Origin of the sequence: Kribbella speibonae (genome assembly GCF_004331375.1) — a bacterium.
In the GTDB taxonomy this organism is placed as follows: Bacteria; Actinomycetota; Actinomycetes; order Propionibacteriales; family Kribbellaceae; genus Kribbella; species Kribbella sindirgiensis.
Map to the genome: position 1 here is coordinate 778,522 of NZ_SJKC01000001.1, position 22,285 is coordinate 800,806.

The 22,285-nt window shown below is 69.1% G+C and carries 24 protein-coding genes; 10 read left to right on the forward strand and 14 right to left on the reverse strand.

Annotated features, from left to right (window positions below; all coding sequences use genetic code 11):
• Positions 1-3: 3 nt before the first annotated feature.
• Positions 4-1,560 (forward strand): MFS transporter, encoded by a 1,557-nt coding sequence (locus tag E0H92_RS03935; RefSeq protein ID WP_202873509.1) that lies wholly within the window; start codon positions 4-6, stop codon positions 1,558-1,560.
• Between the two features lie 21 nt (positions 1,561-1,581).
• On the opposite strand, the gene E0H92_RS03940 is transcribed toward E0H92_RS03935, so the two are convergent.
• From E0H92_RS03940 to E0H92_RS03955, 4 genes are all read right to left on the reverse strand, one after another.
• The gene (locus tag E0H92_RS03940; RefSeq protein WP_131495409.1) at positions 1,582-3,525 is read right to left on the reverse strand and encodes a glycosyl hydrolase family 28-related protein; all 1,944 of its coding nucleotides are present in this window, start codon (positions 3,523-3,525) and stop codon (positions 1,582-1,584) included.
• Between the two features lie 73 nt (positions 3,526-3,598).
• On the reverse strand, positions 3,599-4,036 hold the full coding sequence (locus tag E0H92_RS03945) for a GNAT family N-acetyltransferase (RefSeq protein WP_131464649.1): 438 nt from the start codon (positions 4,034-4,036) through the stop codon (positions 3,599-3,601).
• Positions 4,033-4,731 (reverse strand): FadR/GntR family transcriptional regulator, encoded by a 699-nt coding sequence (locus E0H92_RS03950; protein WP_131495410.1) that lies wholly within the window; start codon positions 4,729-4,731, stop codon positions 4,033-4,035. Before E0H92_RS03950 ends, E0H92_RS03945 begins: the two co-directional genes overlap by 4 nt.
• Positions 4,732-4,825: 94 nt before the next feature.
• Positions 4,826-5,464, reverse strand: coding sequence for a pyrimidine 5'-nucleotidase (locus E0H92_RS03955; protein ID WP_131495411.1), 639 nt, complete (start codon positions 5,462-5,464; stop codon positions 4,826-4,828).
• Between the two features lie 52 nt (positions 5,465-5,516).
• Here E0H92_RS03955 and E0H92_RS03960 point away from each other — a divergent pair, with 52 nt between their 5' ends.
• The gene (locus tag E0H92_RS03960; RefSeq protein WP_131495412.1) at positions 5,517-6,314 is read left to right on the forward strand and encodes an SDR family NAD(P)-dependent oxidoreductase; all 798 of its coding nucleotides are present in this window, start codon (positions 5,517-5,519) and stop codon (positions 6,312-6,314) included.
• Here E0H92_RS03960 and E0H92_RS03965 read toward each other — a convergent pair whose 3' ends face one another.
• Entirely contained in the window at positions 6,315-7,214 is a 900-nt protein-coding gene (locus tag E0H92_RS03965; protein ID WP_131495413.1) for a LysR family transcriptional regulator, read from the reverse strand.
• A 285-nt stretch (positions 7,215-7,499) separates the two neighbouring features.
• On the opposite strand from E0H92_RS03965, the gene E0H92_RS03970 reads away from it, so the two are divergent.
• A complete protein-coding gene (locus E0H92_RS03970; protein ID WP_131495414.1) occupies positions 7,500-8,393 on the forward strand; it encodes a LysR family transcriptional regulator in 894 nt (297 codons plus the stop codon).
• Here E0H92_RS03970 and E0H92_RS03975 read toward each other — a convergent pair.
• The 7 genes from E0H92_RS03975 to tdh all read right to left on the reverse strand — a co-directional run bounded on the left by E0H92_RS03975 (position 8,390) and on the right by tdh (position 13,985).
• Positions 8,390-9,214 carry an aldo/keto reductase gene (locus E0H92_RS03975; RefSeq protein ID WP_131495415.1) on the reverse strand — a complete coding sequence of 275 codons (825 nt, stop codon included), beginning with the start codon at positions 9,212-9,214 and terminating at the stop codon, positions 8,390-8,392. The genes E0H92_RS03970 and E0H92_RS03975 overlap by 4 nt on opposite strands.
• Before the next feature lie 62 nt (positions 9,215-9,276).
• A complete protein-coding gene (locus E0H92_RS03980) occupies positions 9,277-10,362 on the reverse strand; it encodes a winged helix DNA-binding domain-containing protein (RefSeq protein ID WP_131495416.1) in 1,086 nt (361 codons plus the stop codon).
• Positions 10,363-10,394: 32 nt separating this feature from the next.
• Positions 10,395-10,805 carry a type II toxin-antitoxin system VapC family toxin gene (locus E0H92_RS03985; protein ID WP_131495417.1) on the reverse strand — a complete coding sequence of 137 codons (411 nt, stop codon included), beginning with the start codon at positions 10,803-10,805 and terminating at the stop codon, positions 10,395-10,397.
• Positions 10,805-11,089, reverse strand: a complete 285-nt coding sequence (locus E0H92_RS03990) for a ribbon-helix-helix protein, CopG family (protein WP_131495418.1) — start codon at positions 11,087-11,089, stop codon at positions 10,805-10,807. Before E0H92_RS03990 ends, E0H92_RS03985 begins: the two co-directional genes overlap by 1 nt.
• Positions 11,090-11,126: 37 nt before the next feature.
• On the reverse strand, positions 11,127-11,711 hold the full coding sequence (locus E0H92_RS03995; RefSeq protein WP_131495419.1) for a hypothetical protein: 585 nt from the start codon (positions 11,709-11,711) through the stop codon (positions 11,127-11,129).
• A 40-nt stretch (positions 11,712-11,751) separates the two neighbouring features.
• Positions 11,752-12,936, reverse strand: a complete 1,185-nt coding sequence (locus tag E0H92_RS04000) for a glycine C-acetyltransferase (RefSeq protein ID WP_131464670.1) — start codon at positions 12,934-12,936, stop codon at positions 11,752-11,754.
• Positions 12,936-13,985 (reverse strand): L-threonine 3-dehydrogenase, encoded by a 1,050-nt coding sequence (gene tdh / locus E0H92_RS04005; protein WP_131464672.1) that lies wholly within the window; start codon positions 13,983-13,985, stop codon positions 12,936-12,938. Before tdh ends, E0H92_RS04000 begins: the two co-directional genes overlap by 1 nt.
• 84 nt (positions 13,986-14,069) lie before the next feature.
• Here tdh and E0H92_RS04010 point away from each other — a divergent pair, with 84 nt between their 5' ends.
• The 6 genes from E0H92_RS04010 to E0H92_RS04035 all read left to right on the forward strand — a co-directional run bounded on the left by E0H92_RS04010 (position 14,070) and on the right by E0H92_RS04035 (position 20,565).
• Entirely contained in the window at positions 14,070-14,690 is a 621-nt protein-coding gene (locus tag E0H92_RS04010; RefSeq protein WP_165549684.1) for a class E sortase, read from the forward strand.
• 16 nt (positions 14,691-14,706) lie between these two features.
• Positions 14,707-15,252: an orotate phosphoribosyltransferase gene (pyrE, locus tag E0H92_RS04015; RefSeq protein WP_131464676.1), complete on the forward strand. Its 546-nt coding sequence runs from the start codon at positions 14,707-14,709 to the stop codon at positions 15,250-15,252.
• Positions 15,252-15,983, forward strand: coding sequence for a DUF3137 domain-containing protein (locus E0H92_RS04020; protein WP_131464678.1), 732 nt, complete (start codon positions 15,252-15,254; stop codon positions 15,981-15,983). The genes pyrE and E0H92_RS04020 overlap by 1 nt, the downstream gene beginning before the upstream one ends.
• Before the next feature lie 37 nt (positions 15,984-16,020).
• Positions 16,021-16,863, forward strand: coding sequence for a LemA family protein (locus E0H92_RS04025; protein ID WP_131464680.1), 843 nt, complete (start codon positions 16,021-16,023; stop codon positions 16,861-16,863).
• A gap of 217 nt (positions 16,864-17,080) precedes the next feature.
• Entirely contained in the window at positions 17,081-20,062 is a 2,982-nt protein-coding gene (locus tag E0H92_RS04030) for an AfsR/SARP family transcriptional regulator (RefSeq protein WP_131495421.1), read from the forward strand.
• A 92-nt stretch (positions 20,063-20,154) separates the two neighbouring features.
• Complete coding sequence (locus E0H92_RS04035) at positions 20,155-20,565, forward strand: hypothetical protein (RefSeq protein WP_131495422.1); 411 nt, start codon at positions 20,155-20,157, stop codon at positions 20,563-20,565.
• Here E0H92_RS04035 and E0H92_RS04040 read toward each other — a convergent pair.
• Positions 20,559-21,257, reverse strand: coding sequence for a DedA family protein (locus tag E0H92_RS04040; protein ID WP_238152978.1), 699 nt, complete (start codon positions 21,255-21,257; stop codon positions 20,559-20,561). The genes E0H92_RS04035 and E0H92_RS04040 overlap by 7 nt on opposite strands.
• 60 nt (positions 21,258-21,317) lie before the next feature.
• Here E0H92_RS04040 and E0H92_RS04045 point away from each other — a divergent pair, with 60 nt between their 5' ends.
• On the forward strand, positions 21,318-21,944 hold the full coding sequence (locus E0H92_RS04045) for a TrmH family RNA methyltransferase (protein WP_131496436.1): 627 nt from the start codon (positions 21,318-21,320) through the stop codon (positions 21,942-21,944).
• On the opposite strand, the gene E0H92_RS04050 is transcribed toward E0H92_RS04045, so the two are convergent.
• Entirely contained in the window at positions 21,926-22,264 is a 339-nt protein-coding gene (locus E0H92_RS04050) for a MarR family winged helix-turn-helix transcriptional regulator (RefSeq protein WP_165549685.1), read from the reverse strand. The two genes, E0H92_RS04045 and E0H92_RS04050, sit on opposite strands and share 19 nt — an antisense overlap.
• Positions 22,265-22,285: the final 21 nt, after the last annotated feature.

Genomic DNA, 22,285 nt, shown 5'->3' on the forward strand with positions numbered 1-22,285 from the left:
CTCGTGTCTGCGATCGACCCCCCACGTCCAATCCATCAGCGCCGCATCCTCGCGATCCTGGTCGTCTCGGCCGTCCTCATCTGGATCGACTCGACCGTTCTCGGGATCGCGCTCGAACGCCTCGCCGACCCCGTGCAGGGTCTCGGCGCCACGCCCGGCCAGCTGCAGTGGGCCGTCGGCATCTATTCGCTGTTGTTCGCCACCGCTCTGTTCCTGGCCGGGGCCCTCGGGGACCGCTACGGCCACCGGACCGTCCTGATGCTCGGCCTGCTGATCTTCGGTATCGCGTCGGCCTGGGCCGCGTGGGCCACCGACCCGGTCGGCCTGATCCTCGCCCGCGCCACCATGGGTCTCGGCGGCGCGCTGATCATGCCGACGTCGATGGCGATCATCGGCTGGACCTTCCCGCCGGAGCGCCGGGCCGGTGCGATCGCGGTCTGGTCCTCGTCGGCCGGTGTCGGCGTCGCTGTCGGGCCGGTGCTCGGCGGGGTGCTGATCGATCACTTCTGGTGGGGCTCGGTCTTCACGATCAATCTGCCGATCGTCGTGTTCGGCCTGATCGGCGCCGCCGTCGTCCTCCCGAACCCGCGCAGCCCGCAGCGCCGCCGCCTCGACCCGCTCGGCCTCGGCCTGTCCACGCTCGGACTGCTCGGCTTGTCGTACGGGCTGATCGAAGGCGGGCATCAAGGCGGCTGGGACCGCTGGCAGGTCTGGGCCAGCATCGGCGCCGGGCTAGCACTGCTGGCGGGCTTCCTCTACTCCGAATGGCGCGAGCACGAGCCGAGCTTCGACCCGCGGCTGTTCCGCAACCGCCAGTTCGCGGCGGGCAACCTTTCGCTGGCCGCGGTCTTCCTCACCATTACCGGCCAGGCCTTCTACCTCGCGTTCTACCTCCAGGGCGCCCGCGGCATGAGCGCGCTGGACGCCGGCCTGATGTCGTTGCCCGGGGCAATGGGTGTGATCGTCGGCGCCCCGCTCGGCGCCCGGCTCGCGGCCCGCCTCGGTGTCGCGAAGGTGTCGGGTACGGCGGTCCTCACGCTCGCGGCGTGCTTCGCGTTCAACCTCACGTACGACGTCAGCACGTCGCTCGTGGTGATCGGGATCGTCGGTGGCCTCGCCGGACTCGCGATCGGCATGACCGTCGCGCCGACGACCGCGGCCGTGATGGCGACGCTGCCGATGGACCGGATCGGGGCCGGGTCCGCGGTCAGCAACGCCCTGCGCCAGGTGGGCAGCGTGCTCGGCGTCGCCGTACTCGGGACCGTCGTGTCGTCGACGTACCAGCACCGGATCGCGCCGGCGCTGACCGGCCTGCCGAACCAGGAAGCGATCGGTACGTCGGCCGAGGCGACCCGCCACGCGGCCGGCGCACTGCACCGCCCCGACCTCGTGCAGCTCGCGAACGACGCCTTCGTGCACGCCATGCACGTCGCGGCCGGCGTCGCCGCGGGCATCGTCCTCCTCGGCGCGATCGTCCTCACAGCGGCGTTCCGGACCTCCAGGCCATCACAATCGCCGGATCAGCGTGCCGCTACGCCGGAGCGCGCCGGTATCGGCTAGTTGTGATGGCCTGGGGAACCGTCAGTTCCACGGAGACGGCGGCGGTGGCGGGACGACGGCGGGGCGGTCCTCGCACCAGGTGGCGCCGGTCCAGCCGCCGTCGTTCCCGCCGAGGAGCCGTACGTCGAACTCGGGCGGACCGTTGAAGTGGAACGTGCCGCAGTTGTTGACGAACGGCGCCCCGACGTTGCGGGCGTCGACGTTCTCGAAGGTCGCCCAGCCGCCGACCCGGGCGTTCACCACGTTCGTCCCGGTGCCGTCGACCTTGATGTCGCGGACGGTCACGCCGGTGATCGCGTAGTCGTCCTTCACCGGCCAGTCGACGACGAACATCATCGCGTTGTACGTCGAGTCCAGGAACGAACTGTCGGTGATCTCGATCGTCGCGGACATCGTGGACTGCAGCGCGTACAGCCAGATCGCCCCGAGGCCGATGTTCCAGTTGAGGTCGCGCGGACCGCCGCGGACCGTGGTGTTGCGGGCGAACGTCAGCGTGCCCTCGAACGGTGTCGCATTGAACCGCGAGCCGGCGTGCAACGTGCTGCCCTCGCGGATCGGGTCGGCGACCAGGTTGTCGGTGACCGCGTTGTCGCGGCCGCCGTAGATCGCGATGTTGTTCGCGAGGACGGGCGTCTGGACGGTGTTGTGGTCGTAGACGTTGTCGTGGTTGACCAATCCGTCGGCGTTCGACTCCGACCACATCGCGAGCCCGTCGTCGCCGCTGTTGCGGACGAAGTTGTTGGTCGCCCGGACGTTCGAGACGCCGAGGTGCAGGTTGATGCCGTCGGCAATGGCATCGGTGATGACGTTGTTGCGGATCAGCAGACCGTCCATCGGGCCGTCGAGCCAGATGCCGACCTTGGTGTGGTGCAGGTACAGGTTCTCGATCGTGGAGCCGCCGCCGATCGCGCCGCCGATCCCGTTCACCTGGTCGGTGTCGATGCGTTCGCGGACATCGCTCTCGATCGCGAAGTCGGACAGGTGGACGTTGGTGCTGCCGGTGTACTTGCCATAGAAGCCGGGCGCGCTGTGCACCGACTTGTCCGGCGCGGGCTCCGCGAGCGGAAGGACCTTGCCCTTGATGATCGTCCACCAGTTGCCGGCGCCGCGGATCGTCACCCGGTCGACGACGATGTGCCGGTTCACCTGGAAGGTGCCCGCGGGGATGAACACCGACCAGCCAAGCTTTTGAGCTGCTGCGATCGCCCGCTCGATCGCAGGCGCCGCATCGCGCCGACCGGTCGGGTCGGCGCCGAACAACCGCACGTCCAACGACCTCACCGGCTGCTTCAACGGCGCCTTCACCAGCTCGAAGTCCGCGACGTCGAGCACGGTCCACGCCGCGGCAGTCGTCCGAGGTACGGCGAACCGGATCCGCGAGCCGGCCTGGTACGTCCGGTCGAGCAGCACGCGCTGCTCGTCGTAGAAGTGGTTCGGCCGGAACGGCTTCGCGACCGGATCCGGCTCCGGCTTCCACCAGCCCGGGATCGGGTCGACGTTCGGGTCGTTGGAGAACGGATACATCCCGTACAGCCAGGCGTACTGCGACGTCAGCGTCATCGTCCGCCGGTGCTTCCCGTTGACGCTCACGTCCAGCGGCGCGGTGATCCCGCCGCCGGCCGGCGCGTCCGGGATGCTGTACCGCAACGTGAAGGCGTTCGCGGGCTGCGTCAGCGTGAATTCGACGTACTGCTTGGGCTGCAGCCGTACAGCGGTACGCCCGGACGCCTCGGCCGGGAGCGTGTACGCCTCCCGCCCCGGACCGAGCTGCTCGCCGGTGAAGACGGCGTTCTCCGCCTCCTGCTCGACGAACGGTACGTCGGCGCCGCGGCCGGTCACCAGTGCGGGATCGAGCCCTGCCCTGGTGATCCGCGGCGCGGGGTCCGCGGCGGCTGGTTGGGACGTGAGCACGGCAGCGAGGAGCGCGGTCGTCACGGCGACCGCGATCAAGGGCGAACGGGACATTGGCGGATCCCCTCCCGGACGAATGTGTCTGGAGGTTATGCACCCGACGATCGGTGCGCAAGATCTCGACAGCTCAGAGAAATTTCCGAACCATGAAGACGTCGACCGGATCCTCGCCGTCGACCACGAAGCCGTGGCGTTCGTACAGCTTGCGCGCTGGGCTGCCCTGCAGGACGTTCAGCCGAACGGTCGCGCTGTCCGCATCCGCGTCTTTCAGAACACTCCGCAGAACCGCGGTCCCGAGCCCCCGGCCCTGGTGACGCGGATCCAGATAGAAGTGCTCGAGCCACCGGCCGTCCTCGGCCGGTCGCATGCTGACCGAGCCCGCCGGCTCGCCGTCGACCTCGATGATCTGGGTGTGCTCCGGGGCGAACGCATCGCGCAGACGCTGGCGGACGCGCTGCGCGTCGTACCGCCCCAGGCGTTCCAGGTCGGGGCGCATGACCACCGCGCGGAGTTCCGCGAGGTGCTCGAGGTCGGCGAGAGTCGCCGGGCGAAGGGTCCAGCTCACGGCAGCGCCGGTTGCGGGTCGGGCCGGAGGGCGCGGAGCCAGAGTTCGGTCTGGGCGATGTGGGCGGACGCGGCGGTGGCCGCGGCTGCGGGGTCGCGGGTGGTGATCGCGGCCAGGATCGCGCGGTGGCCGCGGTCGCTGGTCCGCTTGATCGCGTCGAAGTCGGCGCCGGGCTCGAAGATCCGGTAGTGGCCGCCGCGGCCGCGGATCACGTCGGTGAGCGCGGTGACGGTCGGGTTGCCGCCGGCCGCGCAGATCAGGCCGTGGAACTCGGCGTCCAGGTGCTGGATCTCGGTCGCGTCGGTGGTCGACTCGAGTTGGTCGAGGACCGCGCCCAGGCGCGCCGCGAGCTCCGGGTCCTGGCGGGCGGCCGCGGCGGCGGTGGCGTGCGCCTCGAGCACCCGGCGTACCTCCAGCAGTTCGAGCACCCCTTCGAGCGGGATCAGCTCGACCGACAACGAGAACCTGCCGATGATCGCGGCCGGGTCGAGCGCGGAGACGTACGTGCCCGAGCCGTGCCGGGACTCGATCACCCCGAGCGCGCCGAGCGAGCGCACGGCCTCCCGCAGCGAGCTCCGGGACACGCCCAAGTGGTCGCACAACTCGGGCTCCGGCGGGAACTTCGCCCCCGGCCCGAGCTCCCCGGACGCGATCATCTGCCGCAACCCGGCCAGCGCCTTGTCCGTAGCAGCCATCCCCTCACCTCCTCCCGAAGCGTAAGTCCTCAGACCACTTCTGGTCACATCTGTCCATGCTCAGCCTGCCCATCGAGATCATGGCGGCGATTCATCAGACGTTTGCTCGGAGGAAGCTCGGCAGGTCGGCCGCCCGCCAGCGCCGGGCCGCGAGCTGCTCGTACGGCGTCCCGCCGGTCACCCAGACCGTCGTCATCCCGCGCTCGTGGGGCCCGGTCAGGTTCACCTCGAGATCGTCGAACATCGCGGCCCGCACCGGGTCGATGCCGAACGACGCCAGGAACGCGTCGAGGCTCTCGTCGTACGGCTTCGGGATCAGGTCCGCGGCGAGGATGTCGAAGACGCCGTCGATGCATTCGATCAGTCCGAGCCGCCCGAGCACCTGCTCCGCGTGGTACGCCGAGCCGTTCGTGTAGACGTACCGCCGCCCGGGCAGTCCGCGGAGTACGTCCGCCAGCACCGGATCGGGACCGATCGTCGAGTAGTCGATCCGCTGCTCGAAGCCGAGGAACTCGTGCGGGTCGATCGTTCCGGTCACCATCGCGCCGCGCAGCGAGGTGCCGTACTCGGCGACGAGGTCGGACTGGATGCGACGGGCCCCGGTGAGGTCGGTGCCGTAGTGCTCGGCGATCGTCGACAGGATGCCGTGGGTGAGCTGGCCGGCCAGTGCGGAGTCCGCGGGGTACAAGGTGTTGTCGAGGTCCAGCACCCAGGTGTCGATGTCCGCCAGCACCCGACCAGGGTAAGTGACACACTGGGTGCGTCATCTACGGGAGGACTGCACGATGCCGACTGCGCTCGTCACCGGGCCGGCGACTGGGATCGGCCGGGCGTTCGCGGACAAGCTCGCGCTCGAGGGGTACGACCTCGTGCTGGTGTCGCGGGACGAGGCGCGCCTCAAAGAGGTCGCCGCCGATATCTCCCGGCTGCACGGTGTCGAGTGCGAGGTGCTGGCCGCCGACCTGACCGACGCGGCCGATCTGGCGCGGGTCGAGGAGCGGTTCCGGACCGGGCCGATCGAGCTGCTGGTGAACAACGCCGGCTTCGGGCAGAAGAAGCCGTTCTGGGAGAACCCGGTCGAGGTCGAGGAGAAGCAGCTCGACCTGCTGGTGCGCGTCGTCCTGCGGCTGACCCATGCCGCCGTGCTTCCGATGATCGAGCGCGGCTCGGGTGCGGTGATCAACGTGTCCTCGGTGGCCGGGTTCCTGCAGCGCAACATCTACAGCGCGCACAAGGCCTGGGTGACGAGCTTCTCCGCCGGGCTGGCGACCGGGCTGCACGCGCAGGGGGTCGCGGTGATGGCGTTGTGCCCGGGGTTCGTGCACACCGAGTTCCACGAGCGGATGGGGATGGACAAGACGCTCATCCCGTCGTTCATGTGGCTGGACGCGGACGACCTGGTCGCCGCGGCCTGGAAGGACCTGCTGCGCGGCAAGGCGGTCTCGATCCCGAGCCGCCGCTACAAGCTGCTCATGCTCGCCGCCCGCTTCACGCCCCGGGCGCTCATCGCGCGCGTATCGACCGTGGGGCTGGACGGCCGCCGTCCCGCGTGGTCGGCTGCGGGGGCTCGTCGAAAGTCCTGACTACAACTTCTCTGCGACCTCGGTGAGGACCGCGAGGGTTGCGGTGATCAGGGGGTGATCGGCGCGGCTGTTGCGGACCGCGGCGTACACGCGGCGGGTTGGCGCGGGGTCCGCCAGCGGGCGGATCAGGGCGAGCGTCGGCTCGGGTACGGCGAGACGCGGGACGAGCGAGACGCCGCCGCCCGCCGCGACGAGCGCCGCGACCGCACGGAAGTCGTCGGACTGGTGGACGATCCGCGGCTGGAAACCGGCCTGCTCACAGGCGAGCAGTACGACGTCGCGGATCGGGTTGCCGGGTGCGGTCATCACCCAGTCGTCGTCCGCGAGCAGCCCCAGCTCGATCGAATCGCGGTCCGCGGCCGGGTGCGTCGGTGGTAGGACGGCGACGAACGGCTCGGCGTACAACGGGATCCGGGCCAGTCGCTGGTCGTCGTGCCGCGGGGATCCGCGGTGCTCGACGGCGATCGCGAGGTCGGCGTCGCCGTCGAGCAGATGCGTAATGCCCTGGTGGCCCTCGGCGTCGCGGACGACGAGGGCGAGGCCGGGACTGGTCTCGCGGAGCCTGGTCAGCGCTGGTGCGACCAGCAGGGTGATCGCGGTCGCGAAGGCGACGACGCGGACCTCGCCGTTCGCGCCGTTCGCGTGCAGCCGCATCGCGTCCTCGGCGCGTTCGACCTCGGCGAGGATGGTGTCGGCGTGGGCCAGGAGCAGGCGGCCGGCCGAGGTGATCGCGACCCGGCGGCCGCGGCGTTCGAGCAGTTCCTGGCCGACCTCGGACTCCAGCGCGGCCAGTTGCTGCGAGACCGCCGAGGGCGTCAGATGCAGCACCTCGGCGGCCGCGGTCACAGTCCCGTGGTCAGCAAGCGCGCGCAACACCCGCAGGCGTCGTACCTCGATCACGAGGCTCAGCTTGGCACAGGTCGCCCGGGATCAGTTTCAGTTCCACGGCAGTCGGAGCCGGCGTACGGTACGCGCGCCACCGGCGTACGGCGTCGCGGATCGGGTGGCGTTTCGGGACGAAGGGACGCATCGGGGCGTGCGGCATCGCGGAGTGGGTCTGTTCGTGAATCGACTTGATCATCGAAAACGGGATGTATTGCATGCAATCGAGCGTAGAAATCAAGGTGTTGATACGTCCAATGAAAGTTCTGCGCGGAGTTGATGTGACTGGTGCATGATGTCGGTATGGAACTGCGCCAGCTCAGGTCGTTCGTGGTGGTCGCCGAGGAGATGAACGTCGGGCGTGCGGCCATCCGGCTGCACCTCACCCAGCCGTCACTCAGTCGTCAGATCGCGGCACTCGAACACGATCTGGGCGTCGAGTTGTTCGCCCGCGTGAAGCGTCGCTTCGTGCTGACGGCAGCGGGCGCCACGTTCCTCGCCGACGCGCAGGACCTGCTGCGGCGATCCGACGAGGCGGTCCGTACGGCGCAACGGACGCAGCGCGGTGAGCTGGGGACGTTGCGGCTGCGGTTCGTGCAGTCGGCAACGTTCGACGCGCTGCCGCGATTGCTCGGTGCGTTCCGGCAGTCGTATCCCGAGGTCGTGCTGGACCTGGAGTCGTGGACGACGCTCCGGCAGACGGAGGCGCTGTGCGACGGGCGGATCGACGTCGGGCTGCTTCGGCCCAGCACGCCGGGCGGTGCGAGTTCCGTCGTACAGCTCGCGCCCAAGCTGACGTCGCGGGTGGTTGCCGAGGACTCGTTGGTGGCTGTGCTGCCGGCCCGGCATCGGCTGGCGCGGCGGAAACGGCTGCGGCTGGAGGAGCTCGCAGAGGAGCCATTCGTGTTCTACTCGCGGCCGAGCGGGCCGGCGGTGCACGACACGATCGTCGGGTACTGCCGGGCCGTCGGGTTCACGCCGCGGATCGAGCAGGAGGCCGCCGACGTCCAGACGATCGTGTCGCTGGTTGCGGCCGGCCTCGGGATCTCACTGCTGATCAGCCCGACACCGCCGTCCAACCCCGACACGGTCGTCTACCGCGAGTTGTCCGACGACCTACCACCGTGGCCACTCTCCGTAGCCTGGTCCCCGGACAACCGCTCGCCCGTCCTGTCCCGCTTCCTCGAGCTGATCTAGCCGAACACGTCCGGGTCGCCGCCGGTGCGGACGCCGGTCTCCAGGTCTGCGATCGCGGCCATGTCGTCGTTGTCCAGGCGGAAGTCGAAGACCTCGAAGTTCTCCTGGATCCGGCTCGGCGTGACGGTCTTCGGGATCACCACGTTGCCGAGCTGCAGGTGCCAGCGGATCATCACCTGGGCCGCCGACTTGCCGTACTTCGCGCCGATCGTCGCGAGCGCCGGGTTCGCCAGCAGTTCGCCGGAGGCCAGCGGGCTCCACGCCTCGGTGACGATGTCGTTCTCGGCGTTGAACGCGCGCAGCTCGTCCTGCGGCAGCGCCGGGTGCAGCTCGATCTGGTTCACCGCCGGGCGGATCGTGGTCTCCTCGAAGATCCGCCGCAGCGCGGGCTCGTGGAAGTTCGAGACGCCGATCGCGCGCACCCGCTTGTCGGCGTACAGCTGCTCGAACGCCTTCCAGGTGTCGACGTACAGGTCCCGCTGCAGCGACTGCCAGTGGATCAGGTACAGATCGACGTACTCGAGGCCGAGCTTTTCCAGGCTGGTGTCGAACGCCTTCAGCGTGCTGTCGTACCCCTGCTCGGAGTTCCACAGCTTGGTGGTGATGAACAGGTCGTCACGCGGGAGGCCGGACGCCGCGATCGCCTTGCCGACGCCGGTCTCGTTGCCGTAGATCGCCGCGGTGTCGATGTGCCGGTAGCCGGTCTCGAACGCCGACGCCACGACATCGGTCACGATCGCGTCGTCGACCTGCCAGACCCCCAGGCCCAGCTGCGGGATCTCGACGCCGTTGTCCAGAGTGATGGAGGGGACTGTGCTCATCTACCTATTCCACCCGGCAAAGGGTTTCTGGCCCAGTCCTCTGACGTGTGACAACAACCTCATTAACCGGAAGTAACCAACTCGTAGGACTTGGCATCGGGCTCCAGGAACCGGAGCAGCCCGTCGCCTTCACGCTCCAGCTCCGCCTGCGTCTTCTTCAGCGTCTTACCGAACGGAGTGAGCGTGAGAGTGGCCACACCACGCTTCTTCTCGGCTGTCCACAGTCCGGCGACCAGGCCGTCGACGGTGTACGTCGCCTTGACCCGGAGGTTCTTCGTGAACACGGCCGGCTTGTGCTCGTCCGCGATGATCCGCTCCCGTTTCGCGTGCGACAGCAGCACGTTGTCGAACTCCGGCAGGAAGCGCACCGGCGCCGGCGTGTCCGCATCGGGGCGAGGCGCGTCGGGTACGTCGTACAGCGTCTTGCCGGCCTCGTCCGTGAACGTCTCGAGCTCAAGCTCGTCGAACAACGGTTTGGCCTTCTGCAAACCGGACCAGGTCTGGAAGTCCCCCGGCGTCGCGGGGCCGAACGCCTGCAGGTAGCGGGTGACCAGCTCCTTCGTCGCCGACCGCTGGTGGAGCTTCTTCCCGATCCACTCCTCGGCCGGGGTGAACCTGGAGTTCGCGGTCCAGGACCAGCGGACGTCTGTTGGGTACACCACTAATGGCACCAGCATCCGCGTGCAGAACCCGAGCGCCCGCTCGTTCACCTCCGGGAACTGCTGCTGCAATGCGTCGCGCACTTCGGTGAACGTCAACGGCTCCTTGGCCAGCAGCTTCTTCGCCGCGGCCACCACCTTCTCGGGCTCCAGCCCCGCGCCGCGTTCACCCAGCACTTTCAGCCCTGCCTCGAGCACCGGCGCCACAGTCACCCGGAACCGCAGGTAGTCCGCTGCAGTCACCAGATGCAGCGTCCCCCGAAACAGGGTGCCCCGTACGACGTCGTGCTTCCGGACCGCCTCATCCAGCTCGGACTCCGCGAACCCGTCGATCCGCGACCACAACCCGACGTACGGATGCTTGGCCTCCTGCCCCTGCATCCCGACCAGCCGACCGACCACGTCAACCGCCGGCACCGCTTCCCTACCCAGCAGCACCTGCCGCGCCAACGTCGCCCGGTTGACCGCCTTCGCACTCATCACCACCATGCAGGCATCCTGCCCGCCGGCACCGACAAATGTCAGTCCCGCCCCGGCGAGGCGACGGCGAGTGCGTTGCGGCGGCACGCGTCTGCGAGGCGTTCGTCGTACGTGACAACGAGGTCGGCGTCGATCAGCACCGCCGTAGCGAGATGCAGCGCGTCGGGGCTGCGCAGGATGAGCGGCTCGATCCGTCGGGCGACGCTGATGACCTCGGTCGTCAGTTGGCGTTCGTCGATACCGGACATCGCGCCGTCGATCAGCTCACCGGCGTCGGCAGGCGTCCGCACTCGCGCGAGGACGACCCGCGAGACCTCGACCCACGCGAGCGAGGAGGATGCGAGCACATCACCCTGCTCGTAGCGTGCGTCGAGGAAGTCCACCAGGTCGTCGGATTCCTCCTCGGCGACGACTCGCTTGATCAGCGCGCTGCTGTCGAAGTAGACCCGCATCAGAAGCGGTCGTCCCGACCGAGCAGGTCGAGGCTGGTGGTTCCCTTCGGCAGTCGAAGCCGCGGCCGCACCTTGCGATAACCGACCCGCGCGGGCTGCACGGCACCAGCGGCGCGCGCGCGGTCGCGCTCGGTGATCAGAGACTCCATGGCTTCGTGGTCGATCAGATGCAGATGCCGGCCGAGCGCGTCGCGCACGATCTCCTGCTGGGACAGCCCAGTGCGCGCAGCCTCCGCCTGAAGGGCTGTCGCCACTTCGGAAGGGAGCCGCAGGTTCATCGCCATGCCGTCACGGTACCACAGCGGTACCGCGACGGTACCGTCAGCTGTAGTCCTTCTCGTCGTACTTCGGGAGGCCGAGGAGCTGGCGGACCTGGGCGGAGGGAGCCTTGCTGCCTGCAGTCATGGCGAATTCGAGGTGGTCGGCCATCTCTGTTTTGCTGTCGCTGGCGGCGACTTGGAGCCAGTGTGGGCGTGAGGCTGCGTCTGCCTTGGCCAAGGCGCGCATCTGGGTCGAGACCTTGGCGGGCCAGACCGTTGATCTCAGCGCGGTGTACTCGGCCAGGTTCATCGCGGCGACCGCCTTGGCTCGGTTCTGCAAGGTCGACAGCGACATGTTCTCGTTCGCCGCCTTCTCGAAGCTCTCGAGCGCGACGTTGTACGGCCGGGTGATCGCCAGGTACTTCTGCCCGGCAGCGGCCAGCGTCAACGCCGGCGTCGCTCGCACGACCGGAACACTCCGCACCGGCGACGGCGGCGCGTACGCCCCGGCCGGCTCCGACGGAGTCACCGGCGGCGCACTCGACGACGCAGGCGACGGCGCCGTGACCGCCGGGCCCTCGTCCGCCCCACACCCGGCAACACACACCAAACCCAGTACTCCGACAACGGCCAGCATCTGGCGCATAAAGCTCCTCACCCAGTGCGAACCGGACAACCCTAGCGGGCTACCCCGCCAGGGCCGCGCGGGCCTCGATGAACGCCGCGATGGCGCGTTCGACGTCCTCGGTGGAGTGGGCTGCGGAGAGCTGGACGCGGATGCGGGCCTTGCCCTGCGGTACGACGGGGTACGAGAAGCCGATGACGTAGATGCCGAGGTCGAGCAGCTTGTCCGCCAGACGGCCGGCCTCGGCGGCGTCGCCGATCATCACGGGGGAGATGGGGTGGTCGCCGGGGAGTACGTCGAAACCGGCCTCGGTCATCTTGGTGCGGAAGAGTGCGGTGTTCGCGGCGAGCTTGTCGCGCAGGTCGCTCGACGTGCCGATCAGCTCCAGCGCCTTCAGCGAGGCGGCGGTCACCGACGGCGCCAGCGAGTTCGAGAACAGGTACGGGCGGGAACGCTGCCGGAGCAGCTCGACGATCTCGCGGCGGGCGGAGACGTAGCCGCCGGATGCTCCGCCGAGGGCCTTGCCGAGCGTGCCGGTGACGATGTCGACGCGGTCCTTCACGCCGAACAGCGACGGGGTGCCGGCGCCGTCGGGTCCGACGAAACCGACCGCGTGCGAGTCGTCGACCATCACCAGCGCGTCGTACCGCTCGGCCAGGTCGCAGATCTCGTCGAGCGGGGCGACGTACCCGTCCATCGAGAACACGCCGTCGGTGGCGATCAGCCGGTACCGCGCGTCGGCGGCGTCCTTCAGCTGCGCCTCGAGGTCGGCCATGTCCCGGTTCTTGTAGCGGTACCGGCGGGCCTTCGAGAGCCGGACGCCGTCGATGATGCTGGCGTGGTTCAGCTCGTCGGAGATGATCGCGTCGTCGGCGCCGAGCAGCGTCTCGAAGAGTCCGCCGTTCGCGTCGAAACAGGAGCTGTAGAGGATCGTGTCCTCGGTCCCGAGGAAGTTGCTCAGGGCCCCTTCCAGGTCCTTGTGGATCTGCTGGGTGCCGCAGATGAAGCGCACCGAGGACAGCCCGAAGCCCCATCGGTCGAGCGCTTCCTTGGCCGCCGCGACGACCTCGGGGTGGTCGGACAGGCCCAGGTAGTTGTTGGCGCAGAAGTTGAGCACGTCGTTGCCGGTGGCAACCGAGATCAGCGACTGCTGGGGTGAGGTGATCACCCGCTCGGACTTGTAGAGCCCGGCGTCCCGGATCTCGCCGATGGTGGTCGTCAGGTCGTCCCGCATCCGCCCGAACATCAGTGCTTCTCCTCCAGCGTCTCAGCCGTCCAGTCCATGATCACCTTGCCGCACTGCCCCTGGCGCGCCACGTCGAAGGCCCGCTCGAAGTCGCCGTACCCGAACCGGTGGGTGATCACCGGGGTCAGGTCCAGGCCGCGCTCCAGCATCACCGACATCGAGTACCAGGTCTCGAACATCTCCCGGCCGTAGATGCCCTTGATGGTCAGCATGTTGAGCACCACCGTGCCCCAGTCGATCGCGATCTCGTCCGACGGCAGGCCGAGCATCGCGACCTTCCCGCCGTGCGTCATGTTCGCGAGCAGTTCCCGCAGCGCGGCCGGCTGCCCGGACATCTCCATCCCGACGTCGAAGCCCTCACGCATCCCGAGGCTCTGCTGGGCCTGCGCGATGGTCTCGTCGGCGACGTTCACCGCACGGGTCACGCCGATCTTCCGGGCCAGATCGAGGCGGTACTCCGACAGGTCGGTGATCACCACGTTCCGCGCACCGGCGTGCAGTGCGACCGCCGCGGCCATCACACCGATCGGGCCGGCTCCGGTGATCAGCACGTCCTCGCCGACGAGCGGGAAGGAAAGAGCAGTGTGTACGGCGTTGCCGAAGGGGTCGAAGATCGCTGCGACGTCGAGGTCGACCGCGTCCTTGTGGACCCACGCGTTCATCGCCGGAAGTGCGACGTACTCCGCGAACGCGCCCGGCACGTGGACGCCGAGGCCGCGGGTCTTGATGCACAGGTGGCGGCGCCCGGCCCGGCAGTTGCGGCAGCGGCCGCACACCAGATGTCCCTCGCCGCTGACCAGGTCGCCGACCGCGACGTCCCGGACGCCGACACCGACCTCGACCACCTCACCGCAGAACTCGTGCCCGGTCACCATCGGCACCGGCACGTTCTTCTGCGCCCAGTGGTCCCAGCTCTGGATGTGCAGATCGGTGCCGCACAACCCGGTGCGGAGCACCTTGATCAGGACCTCGTCCGCCTCGATCTTCGGCTCTGGAACATCCTGCAACCACAGACCGGGCCGGGCCTCGGCCTTCACGAGCGCCTTCATGCCCACATCGTCGTCCGCGGCAACCACCCCCGTCCATCGACACGTCGTACACAGCCTTTGCAGCCCAACTGCATACTTGTCCGCATGCGGGGAGTAGTCAGGGGACTCGGGATCGTGTTCCTCGTGGTTGGTGCCGGGTTACTGGGATGGGTTGGTTGGCAGTATTTCGGGACCGGTCTGGTGTCGAACCGGCAGATGGACAAGGCGGAGGGTGCGCTCCGGGACGAGTGGAAGACGCCCGCGGCGGTGAAGCCGTCGACGGGTAAGCCGTTCGTACTGATCCGGATCCCGAAGTTCGGTGCGGACTGGGAGAAGCCGGTCGTGGAGGGTGTCGACGCGGATGATCTGGCCCGTGGGATCGGGCACTATCCGCACACGCAGCTGCCCGGTCAGCCCGGGAACTTCGCGATCGCCGGGCACCGGGTCACGCACGGCTCGCCGTTCCGCAAGCTTCTCGAGCTGCGCGCCGGCGACCAGGTGATCGTCGAGACCGCGGAGGCCGTCTACACCTACGAGCTGGACGGCTCACCCCGCGACCTGACCGTCAAGCCGACCGACACCTGGGTCCTCGACCCGGTCCCCGGCAAGAGCCAGACACCCACCCGCTCGATCATCACGCTGACCACTTGCCAGGACCTCTTCCACTCCCCGGACCGCTCGGTCGCCTTCGGTCACTTGGTGAAGGTCGTCGCGGCCCACAGGTGATCTAAGCTCAAGGCTCATGAGCTACGACCGGGACGGACTGCTGGAGCAGGTCAAGAGCAAGGCGATCGTGCACGGCCGGGTGACGCTGGCTTCGGGTAAGGAAGCCGACTACTACGTCGACCTGCGCCGGATCACGCTCGACGCGGCCGCAGCGCCGCTGATCGGCCCGGCGATGCTCGAGCTGACCAAGGACCTGGAGTACGACGCTGTCGGCGGGCTCACGCTCGGCGCGGACCCGGTCGCGATGTCGATGCTGCACGCGGCGGCCCAGGAGGGGCGGACGCTCGACGCGTTCGTCGTACGGAAGGCCGAGAAGACGCACGGTCTGCAGCGGCGGATCGAGGGGCCGGACGTGAAGGGCCGCCGGGTCCTCGCGGTCGAGGACACGTCGACGACCGGTGGATCGGTGCTGACCGCGGTCGAGGCGCTCCGCGAGGCGGGCGCCGAGGTGGTCGCGGTCGCGGTGATCGTGGACCGGTCGACCGGAGCGCAGGAGCGCGTGGAGGCGGAGGGCCTGGAATACCGGTCCGTGTTCGGTCTCGAGGACCTGGGGCTCAGCTGATGCAGAGCAGCACAGTCCTGTTCATCCTGCTGGCGCTGGTCATCGGCGGCGGTCTGGCCTATTTCAACATCTACCGGGCGAAGAAGCGCCGCGAGATGTTCGCCGCTCTCGCCGCCCAGTACGGCTGGTCGTACGTGCCGGCCAACAACTCCCTCGCCGGTCAATGGGCCGGTACGCCGTTCCGCACCGGCGACAACCGGCGGGTCAAGAACGTCCTGTCGGGTCCGTTCAACGGTCACCCGATGGTTGCCTTCGACTACAGCTACCAGACCCACACCACGAACGGGAAAGGCCAGCGGCGGACGACCACCCACAACTTCGGTGTCGTCGTACTGCAGCTGCCGGGCGCGCTGCCGCACCTCGAGGTGACGCACGAGGGGATCTTCGGCGGAGCGGTGGCCAACGCTCTCGGCTTCCGGGACATCCAGTTCGAGAGCGAGCAGTTCAACCGCGCGTTCCGGGTCAAGGCCGACGACGAACGCTTCGGGCACGCGGTGGTGACGCCGCGGATGATGGAGATGCTGCTCACCCGCGGCGAGATCGGCTGGCGGGTCGAGGGGAATTCGCTGGTCGGCTGGGACAAGGGCGCGCACAACCCGAACGAGGTGCTGAACCGCCTCGGGCTGCTCGAACAGGTCGTTCTGAACGTCCCGGGGTACGTCTGGCGCGACTACGCCGGCGTCGACCCCCGCGGTCAGCAGCCGCCTCCGGGCGGACCCGGCTACCCGTAGAGTCGCTCCCAGCACTGCCAACTCTCGGGAGCTCGTCATGGTTTGGGTCATCATCGTGATCGTCGCGGTGATCGTCATTCTGGCGATCATGCTGATCACGTCGTACAACCGGTTCGTCAAGCAACGGAACCTGATCCAGGAGTCGTGGCGGCAGATCGACGTCGAGCTGCACCGCCGGTACGACCTGATCCCGAACCTGGTCGAGACCGTGCGCGCGTACGCCGCGCACGAGCGGCACGTGTTCGAGGAGGTCGCCCGGCTGCGTACCCAGGCGGTGAACGTGCAGGGCTCGAACCCGGAGCAGCGGGCCGCTGCGGAGGGTCAGCTGTCCGGCGCGCTGCGTCAGATGATGATCTCGGTCGAGCAGTACCCGCAGCTGCAGTCGAACCAGAACTTCCTCGGTCTGCAGCGCGAGCTGACCGACACGGAGGACCGGATCGCGGCCGGCCGCCGGTTCTACAACGCGAACGTCGGCGACTACAACACCCGGATCGAGGCGTTCCCGTCGAACCTGATCGCGGGCGGCTTCAAGTTCGAGAAGGCCGGCTATTTCGAGGTCAAGGACGAGCAGGTCCGCGCGGTGCCGCAGGTGTCGTTCGGCACCATCGGCTCGGTCGCCGGGGAGCAGGCGCCGCCGCAGATGCAGCCGGGTGCGCCGTCGTCGGGGCAGATCCATCCGCAGATGCCGGGGGACCAGGGCAACTATCCGCCGCAGCAGCAGATCCCGGGTGGCTACCAGCAGGCGCAGCAGCCGCCGTACCAGGGTCAGCCGGGGCAGTACCCGGCTCAGGGGTACCAGGGAGAGCCACCGGTGGGCGGGCCGCCTGCGGGTTCCCCCGCGCCACAGGACGGACAGCCGCCATTCACCGGTGGCCAGTAGGCACCGGTTCCCCGTAGTCCAGGACCCCCGATCCCGGACTCTCTCCCAGTGCCAGGCCCGGTGTGACGGCGGTCAAGTCGCCACCTCCGGGCCTGCCCTCCCCCCGGTACCTGTGTCAACAGTGCCGGACTGAGATACATCCGGCGTACATCGGGCTTCCCGGCCGGTACAGCCGAGTGCCACGATAGGTCGGTTCAAGAGTGGAGAGGTCGGACGAGTGGACAACCTGAGGTACGGGATCCTCGGACCCCTGCGCCTCATGCACGTCCAGGGGCAGCTGCTCAAGGCCGCCAAACCGCGCCAGTTGCTGGCCACGCTGCTCCTGCACCCGAACCGGTTCGTCTCGACCGATCTGATCGTTGACGCGCTCTGGGAGAACACCCCGCCGCGGTCCGCGACCGCGAACATCCGGACGTACGTCCGCGCGCTCCGCGGCGTGCTGGAGGACGCCGGACTGCCCGCGCCGATCGACACCTCGGCCGCCGGCTACAGCATCGAGGTAGGCGTCGACGAGCTCGACGCCAGCCGGTTCGAGTCCCTGCTGGCCGAAGGCGGTCACCTGCGGGACGTCGGCGACGGCCGGCAGGCGATGCAGGTGCTGTCCCGGGCGTACTCGCTCTGGCGCGGCCGTCCGCTCGAGGACCTGCCGATGCCCGCGGCCTGGGAGGGCTCGATCGCCCGCCTGGAGGCGCAGCACCGCGGGCTGGTCGACAACCTGCTGGACCTGCGGCTCGAGTACGGCGACGCGAGCGGGGCCGCCGTACTGCTCAGTGCGCGTCTCACCGAGGACCCGTACGACGAGCAGCTCTGGCGGCGCCTCGTCGACGCGCTCGTTGCCGCGGGGCGAGTGGGTGAGGCGCGAGCGGCGTACGCGAAGGCAGTGCAGACGCTCGCCGACGAACTGGACATCAAGCCCGGTCCGGAACTGGAGGCCGCCGGCGCCCGCGCCGAGAACGGCCGCTCGGCGAACTGGCCCAACCCAGGCATTCCCGCCGACCGTACGGCGGACCGCCCGGGGCCGGCCGCCCAACCCGGACCGATGGCCGCGCCCGAGCTCACCGATCCGCTGCGGCCCCCGAGCCAGCTCCCGCTCGACCTGGCCGACTTCAGCGGCCGGCAGGATCTCCTGGACCAGCTCCGCGACCTGGTCTGCGGCCGCGACCCGGTTCGGCCCCCGATCGCTGTCATCTCCGGTGCTCCGGGGACGGGGAAGACCTCGCTGGCCGTTCGGCTCGGGCACGTCGTCCGGGAGTACTTCCCGGACGGGCAGATCTACCTGGACATGCACGGCGCGACGCACCCGCGCGACCCGGCCGCGGCGCTGACCGATCTGCTGCTCAGCCTGAACCTGCCCGACTACGCGATCCCGACCGACCCGGAGCGGCGGTCCGCGATGCTGCGCTCGGAGCTGGCCAGCCGCCGCGTGCTGATCATCCTCGACGACGTCGCGACCGCGGGCCAGGTGACTCCGCTGATGCCCGGCACCGGCGCTTCGGCCGTGGTTGTGACAAGTCGCAACCGGTTGATGGACCTGGCGGGTGCGGACAGTACGCCGCTCGACACGTTCGACGACCGCGAAGCGGCCCTCCTGCTGGCGTCGGTCGCCGGCGCCGGCCGGATCGACCCGTCGTCACCCGAGGCCGAGGAGATCCTGGCGGCCTGCGCGAACCTGCCGCTCGCGATCCGGATCGTCGGCAGCCGCCTCGCGCAGCGGCCCGATCTGAGTGCCCGTGAGCTGGCGCGGCGGTTGCGGGACGAGACGTCGCGGCTGGACGAGCTGAGCATCGGCGAGCTCGCCGTACGGTCCAGCGCGGATCTCAGCTACGGTGCGCTGAGCCCCGAGGAGGCCCGGCTGTACCGGCTGATCGGTCACTTCGCGGTGGGTGTCTTCTCCGCGCGGGCGCTCGAGGCAGTCGCGTCGCCGGCCGCCGTACGACGCAGTCTGGACCGGCTGATCGAGGTCAACCTGGTGCGGATCAGCTCGGTCGACCAGCGCGGTACGGCGCGCTACCGCGTCCACGACCTGCTACGGCTGCACGCGCTCGGCGTCGGCGACGACGAGCAGAAGGCGCAGGCGGTCCGCGACGTCGAGGCCGTGGTCGACGCGATCCTGAACAAGATCCGACGCGCCAACAACGGGCTGTCGTTCGAGTACTTCGGCGTACTGGAGCACACCGGCCCGGTGACGGGGCCGGACCCGTCGCCGTTCACCGAGACCGACGCGATCGCGTGGTTCGACAGCGAGCGCAGTACGTTCGTGCCGGCCATCCGCGCCGCGGCGCAGAACGGGCTGCACGAGCACGCGTGGCGGATCGCCGCGGCCTGGGGGCCGTACCTCGACCTGCGGGCCGGGTTCGACGACTGGAACGGCTCGCACCAGCAGGGACTGCTCAGCGCGATCGCCTGCGGGGACCGGCGCGGCGAGGCGATCATGCACCGGAACCTCGGCCAGCTCGCCGTCTACCAGGACGACTGGGAGACCGCGCGCCGGCACTTCGACGCGGCCGCGCAGGCGTTCGCGGAGGTTGGCGACCGGCTCGGTGAAGGTGTCGCTGCCGTCGGGCTCGGTACCTGGCTGCGGGAGCGCGGCGAGCGCGACCAGGGCCTGGAGCAGTACGAGAAGGCGATCGAGGCGTTCGTCGAGGACGGAAACGCCAACGCCGAGGCCCTGGCGCGGACCGCGGCCGCGAACATCTACCTGGCCCGCGGCGACCTGGTCACCGCCCGGCGTCTCCTCGCCCAGGCGTTCCTGATCGCCGTACGGCGGGCCGACGCCCACCGGGAAGCGAAGGTCCGGCGGCGGATCGCGGACCTTCGCGTCCACCAAGGACGGCACGACGAGGCCGTCCGGCAGCTGCGGAAGGCGCTCGCGATCTTCGACGGGATGGGCGACGACCACTGTGCGGCGTACACCCGTGCGCTGCTCGGGCAGGCGCTGATGGAGCGCGGCGAGGTGGCGGCGGCGCGCAAGATCCTGCTGGACGCGATCGACATCGGGCACCGGCTCGGCGATCGCAGCGTCGAGGGCGAGGCGGCACAGCACCTCGGCGAGCTCTACCTGTCCACAGGCAGCCTGGACAACGCCCGCCGTACCCTCGAACGCGCTGCCCGCGTGTGGCAGCAGGCCGGGAATGACGGGGCCGCGGCCGAGTGCCGCCGGATGCTCGCCGGGTTCGAAGCAGGAGCCGCGGCCGGCTGAGCCTGCGAATGTACGGCCGGTGTATTCGGCTCCGGCACCATTCTGACCATGCCACGGCACGTAGGCCGAGGACGGGGGATCGGGGAGGACCTATGGCCTGGGGGGACGTAGTCGTGGATCGCCGGAACGTCCCGCGGGTGGCAAACCCGCGGGACACCGAGGCGGCGCTCAACTGGCAGTTGGAGCGCGTCGGTTCGGCGGCCTGGCTGGACTGGCCGCTGAAGTTCCAGCGGATGGCTTTCGGTTATGCGCACGACAGCGGCTGGCACGACGCGGCCGACGCGGTTCGGTGGCTCGACCACCACGCCCTGCTCCGTGAAGGGGCGGCGCCACGGGGGGCGCTGGTCTGGTACCAGGCGGCAGACCGGATCCGGGTGGCCTGTTCACTCGGCTCCGGTCAGGTGGTCGGCCCGGTACCGACCGGACCCGTCGAGGCCGCCGAGCTGTCGCTCCTCAGCACCGACTGGGTCTGGTCCGAACCGCACTTTCCGTTCGGTCACTGACCGTTGCTGACCGGGTGCTTCGGAGCGGCGTGCTTCGGGGCGTCGCCGGCGTTGTTGTTGCGGTTGCGGCGCCGGGCCAGGACGTACTCGACGACCATCGGGATCAGCGAGATCAGCACCAGCAGGATCAGCGCGGCCTCGAGGTTCTTGTGGATGAACTCGACGTTGCCGAGCGCGTGGCCGAGCAGCGTGATGCCCGGCGCCCAGATCACCGCGCCGACCCCGGTCCAGACGAAGAACTTCTTCGGGTCCATCTTCCCGGCGCCGGCCACGATCGTGATGAACGTCCGGACGATCGGCACGAAACGCGCCATCACCAGTGCGCGCGGACCGTACCGCTCGAAGAACTCATGCGTTTGCTCGATGTACTTCGGTTTCAGGAACCGGGCGTTCGGATTGCGGAACAACGACGTACCCAGGGCCCGGCCGATGTAGTAGCCGGAGACGTTGCCGAGGAACGCGGCGACGGTCAGCAGCACACAGGCCAGCCAGAGCGGTACGTCGATGGTGCCCTGCGCGATGAACAGGCCGACGGCGAACAGCAGCGAGTCACCGGGCAGGATCGGGAACAGCACCCCGCACTCGATGAACACCACCAGGAGCGTGCCCCAGAGGGCCCAGTTCCCCATCCAGTGCAGGAGGTACTCAGGGTCCATCCAGTTGGGCATCAGCATCGCGACAAGAGGAAGCACGCGGACAGGGTAGCGTCCCAACCTGTGCATGAGCTGAGCAGCGACGTACGGGGAGCGGACATGGTGGGCCCGAGCGAGGTCGGAGTCGGCCCCTGGGAGGGCGACTGGCCGGACGATCCGCGGCTGGATCCGGAGCTGCTCGCGGCCGGAGACCGGCGCAATGTCGTGGATCGGTACCGATACTGGAAGCTCGAGGCGATCGTCGAGGACCTGGACCGGCAGCGGAACCCGTTCCACGTCGCGATCGAGAACTGGCAGCACGATCTCAACATCGGCTCGGTCGTCCGGACGGCGAACGCGTTCCTCGCCTCCGAGGTGCACATCGTCGGCAACCGGAAGTGGAACCGCCGCGGCGCGATGGTCACCGACCGCTACCAGCACGTCCGCCACCATCCGGAACTGTCCGATCTTGCGTCGTACGCCGCCGCCGACGGGCTGCCCGTGATCGGCATCGACAACCTGCCGGGCTCAGTGCCGCTGGAGACCTACGACCTGCCACGTGAGTGCATCCTGCTCTTCGGCCAGGAAGGCCCCGGACTCACCGACGACGCACATCAGATCTGCACAGCCGTCCTCTCCATCGCCCAATTCGGCTCAACCCGCTCCATCAACGCCAGCGCCGCAGCCGCAATCGCCATGCACGCCTGGATCCGCCGCCACACCTTCGATCAGCCGTCGAGCAGCTGATCCAGGATCCCGGCCGCCAGCTGAAGTACTGCGCGCTCGGTCGGATTGAGGCGCTGATCGATCGCTTCGGCCAGCCAGTCATCCGAGCTCTGCATGTGTTCCTGGAGCAGTCGCCGCCCACGATCGGTCAGCTCGATCGTGTGCCGGCGCCGGTCGTTCGGGTCCTGCTGCCGCGAGATCAGCTGCTGTTCCTCGAGGCTCGCCAGCACCCGCGTCAACGACTGCGGCTGCACCCGCTCGGCCGCCGCGATCTCGCTCGCCGTCAACGCTCCACGCCGCTGCAACTGCCCGAGCACCGCTTTCGCCGCCCTAGGCGCCATGGCCGTCAACTTTGTGCCCCC

What these genes read in the sequence shown, in the direction of transcription:
- E0H92_RS03940 (WP_131495409.1), bottom strand. Translation starts at nt 3,525, where the DNA reads ATGTCCCGTTCGCCCTTGATCGCGGTCGCCGTGACGACCGCGCTCCTC.
- E0H92_RS03950 (WP_131495410.1), bottom strand. Translation starts at nt 4,731, where the DNA reads ATGGCTGCTACGGACAAGGCGCTGGCCGGGTTGCGGCAGATGATCGCG.
- E0H92_RS03960 (WP_131495412.1), top strand. Translation starts at nt 5,517, where the DNA reads ATGCCGACTGCGCTCGTCACCGGGCCGGCGACTGGGATCGGCCGGGCG.
- E0H92_RS03970 (WP_131495414.1), top strand. Translation starts at nt 7,500, where the DNA reads ATGGAACTGCGCCAGCTCAGGTCGTTCGTGGTGGTCGCCGAGGAGATG.
- E0H92_RS03975 (WP_131495415.1), bottom strand. Translation starts at nt 9,214, where the DNA reads ATGAGCACAGTCCCCTCCATCACTCTGGACAACGGCGTCGAGATCCCG.
- E0H92_RS03980 (WP_131495416.1), bottom strand. Translation starts at nt 10,362, where the DNA reads ATGGTGGTGATGAGTGCGAAGGCGGTCAACCGGGCGACGTTGGCGCGG.
- E0H92_RS03985 (WP_131495417.1), bottom strand. Translation starts at nt 10,805, where the DNA reads ATGCGGGTCTACTTCGACAGCAGCGCGCTGATCAAGCGAGTCGTCGCC.
- E0H92_RS03990 (WP_131495418.1), bottom strand. Translation starts at nt 11,089, where the DNA reads ATGGCGATGAACCTGCGGCTCCCTTCCGAAGTGGCGACAGCCCTTCAG.
- E0H92_RS03995 (WP_131495419.1), bottom strand. Translation starts at nt 11,711, where the DNA reads ATGCGCCAGATGCTGGCCGTTGTCGGAGTACTGGGTTTGGTGTGTGTT.
- E0H92_RS04000 (WP_131464670.1), bottom strand. Translation starts at nt 12,936, where the DNA reads ATGTTCGGGCGGATGCGGGACGACCTGACGACCACCATCGGCGAGATC.
- tdh (WP_131464672.1), bottom strand. Translation starts at nt 13,985, where the DNA reads ATGAAGGCGCTCGTGAAGGCCGAGGCCCGGCCCGGTCTGTGGTTGCAG.
- E0H92_RS04010 (WP_165549684.1), top strand. Translation starts at nt 14,070, where the DNA reads ATGCGGGGAGTAGTCAGGGGACTCGGGATCGTGTTCCTCGTGGTTGGT.
- pyrE (WP_131464676.1), top strand. Translation starts at nt 14,707, where the DNA reads ATGAGCTACGACCGGGACGGACTGCTGGAGCAGGTCAAGAGCAAGGCG.
- E0H92_RS04020 (WP_131464678.1), top strand. Translation starts at nt 15,252, where the DNA reads ATGCAGAGCAGCACAGTCCTGTTCATCCTGCTGGCGCTGGTCATCGGC.
- E0H92_RS04025 (WP_131464680.1), top strand. Translation starts at nt 16,021, where the DNA reads ATGGTTTGGGTCATCATCGTGATCGTCGCGGTGATCGTCATTCTGGCG.
- E0H92_RS04035 (WP_131495422.1), top strand. Translation starts at nt 20,155, where the DNA reads ATGGCCTGGGGGGACGTAGTCGTGGATCGCCGGAACGTCCCGCGGGTG.
- E0H92_RS04045 (WP_131496436.1), top strand. Translation starts at nt 21,318, where the DNA reads ATGGTGGGCCCGAGCGAGGTCGGAGTCGGCCCCTGGGAGGGCGACTGG.
- E0H92_RS04050 (WP_165549685.1), bottom strand. Translation starts at nt 22,264, where the DNA reads ATGGCGCCTAGGGCGGCGAAAGCGGTGCTCGGGCAGTTGCAGCGGCGT.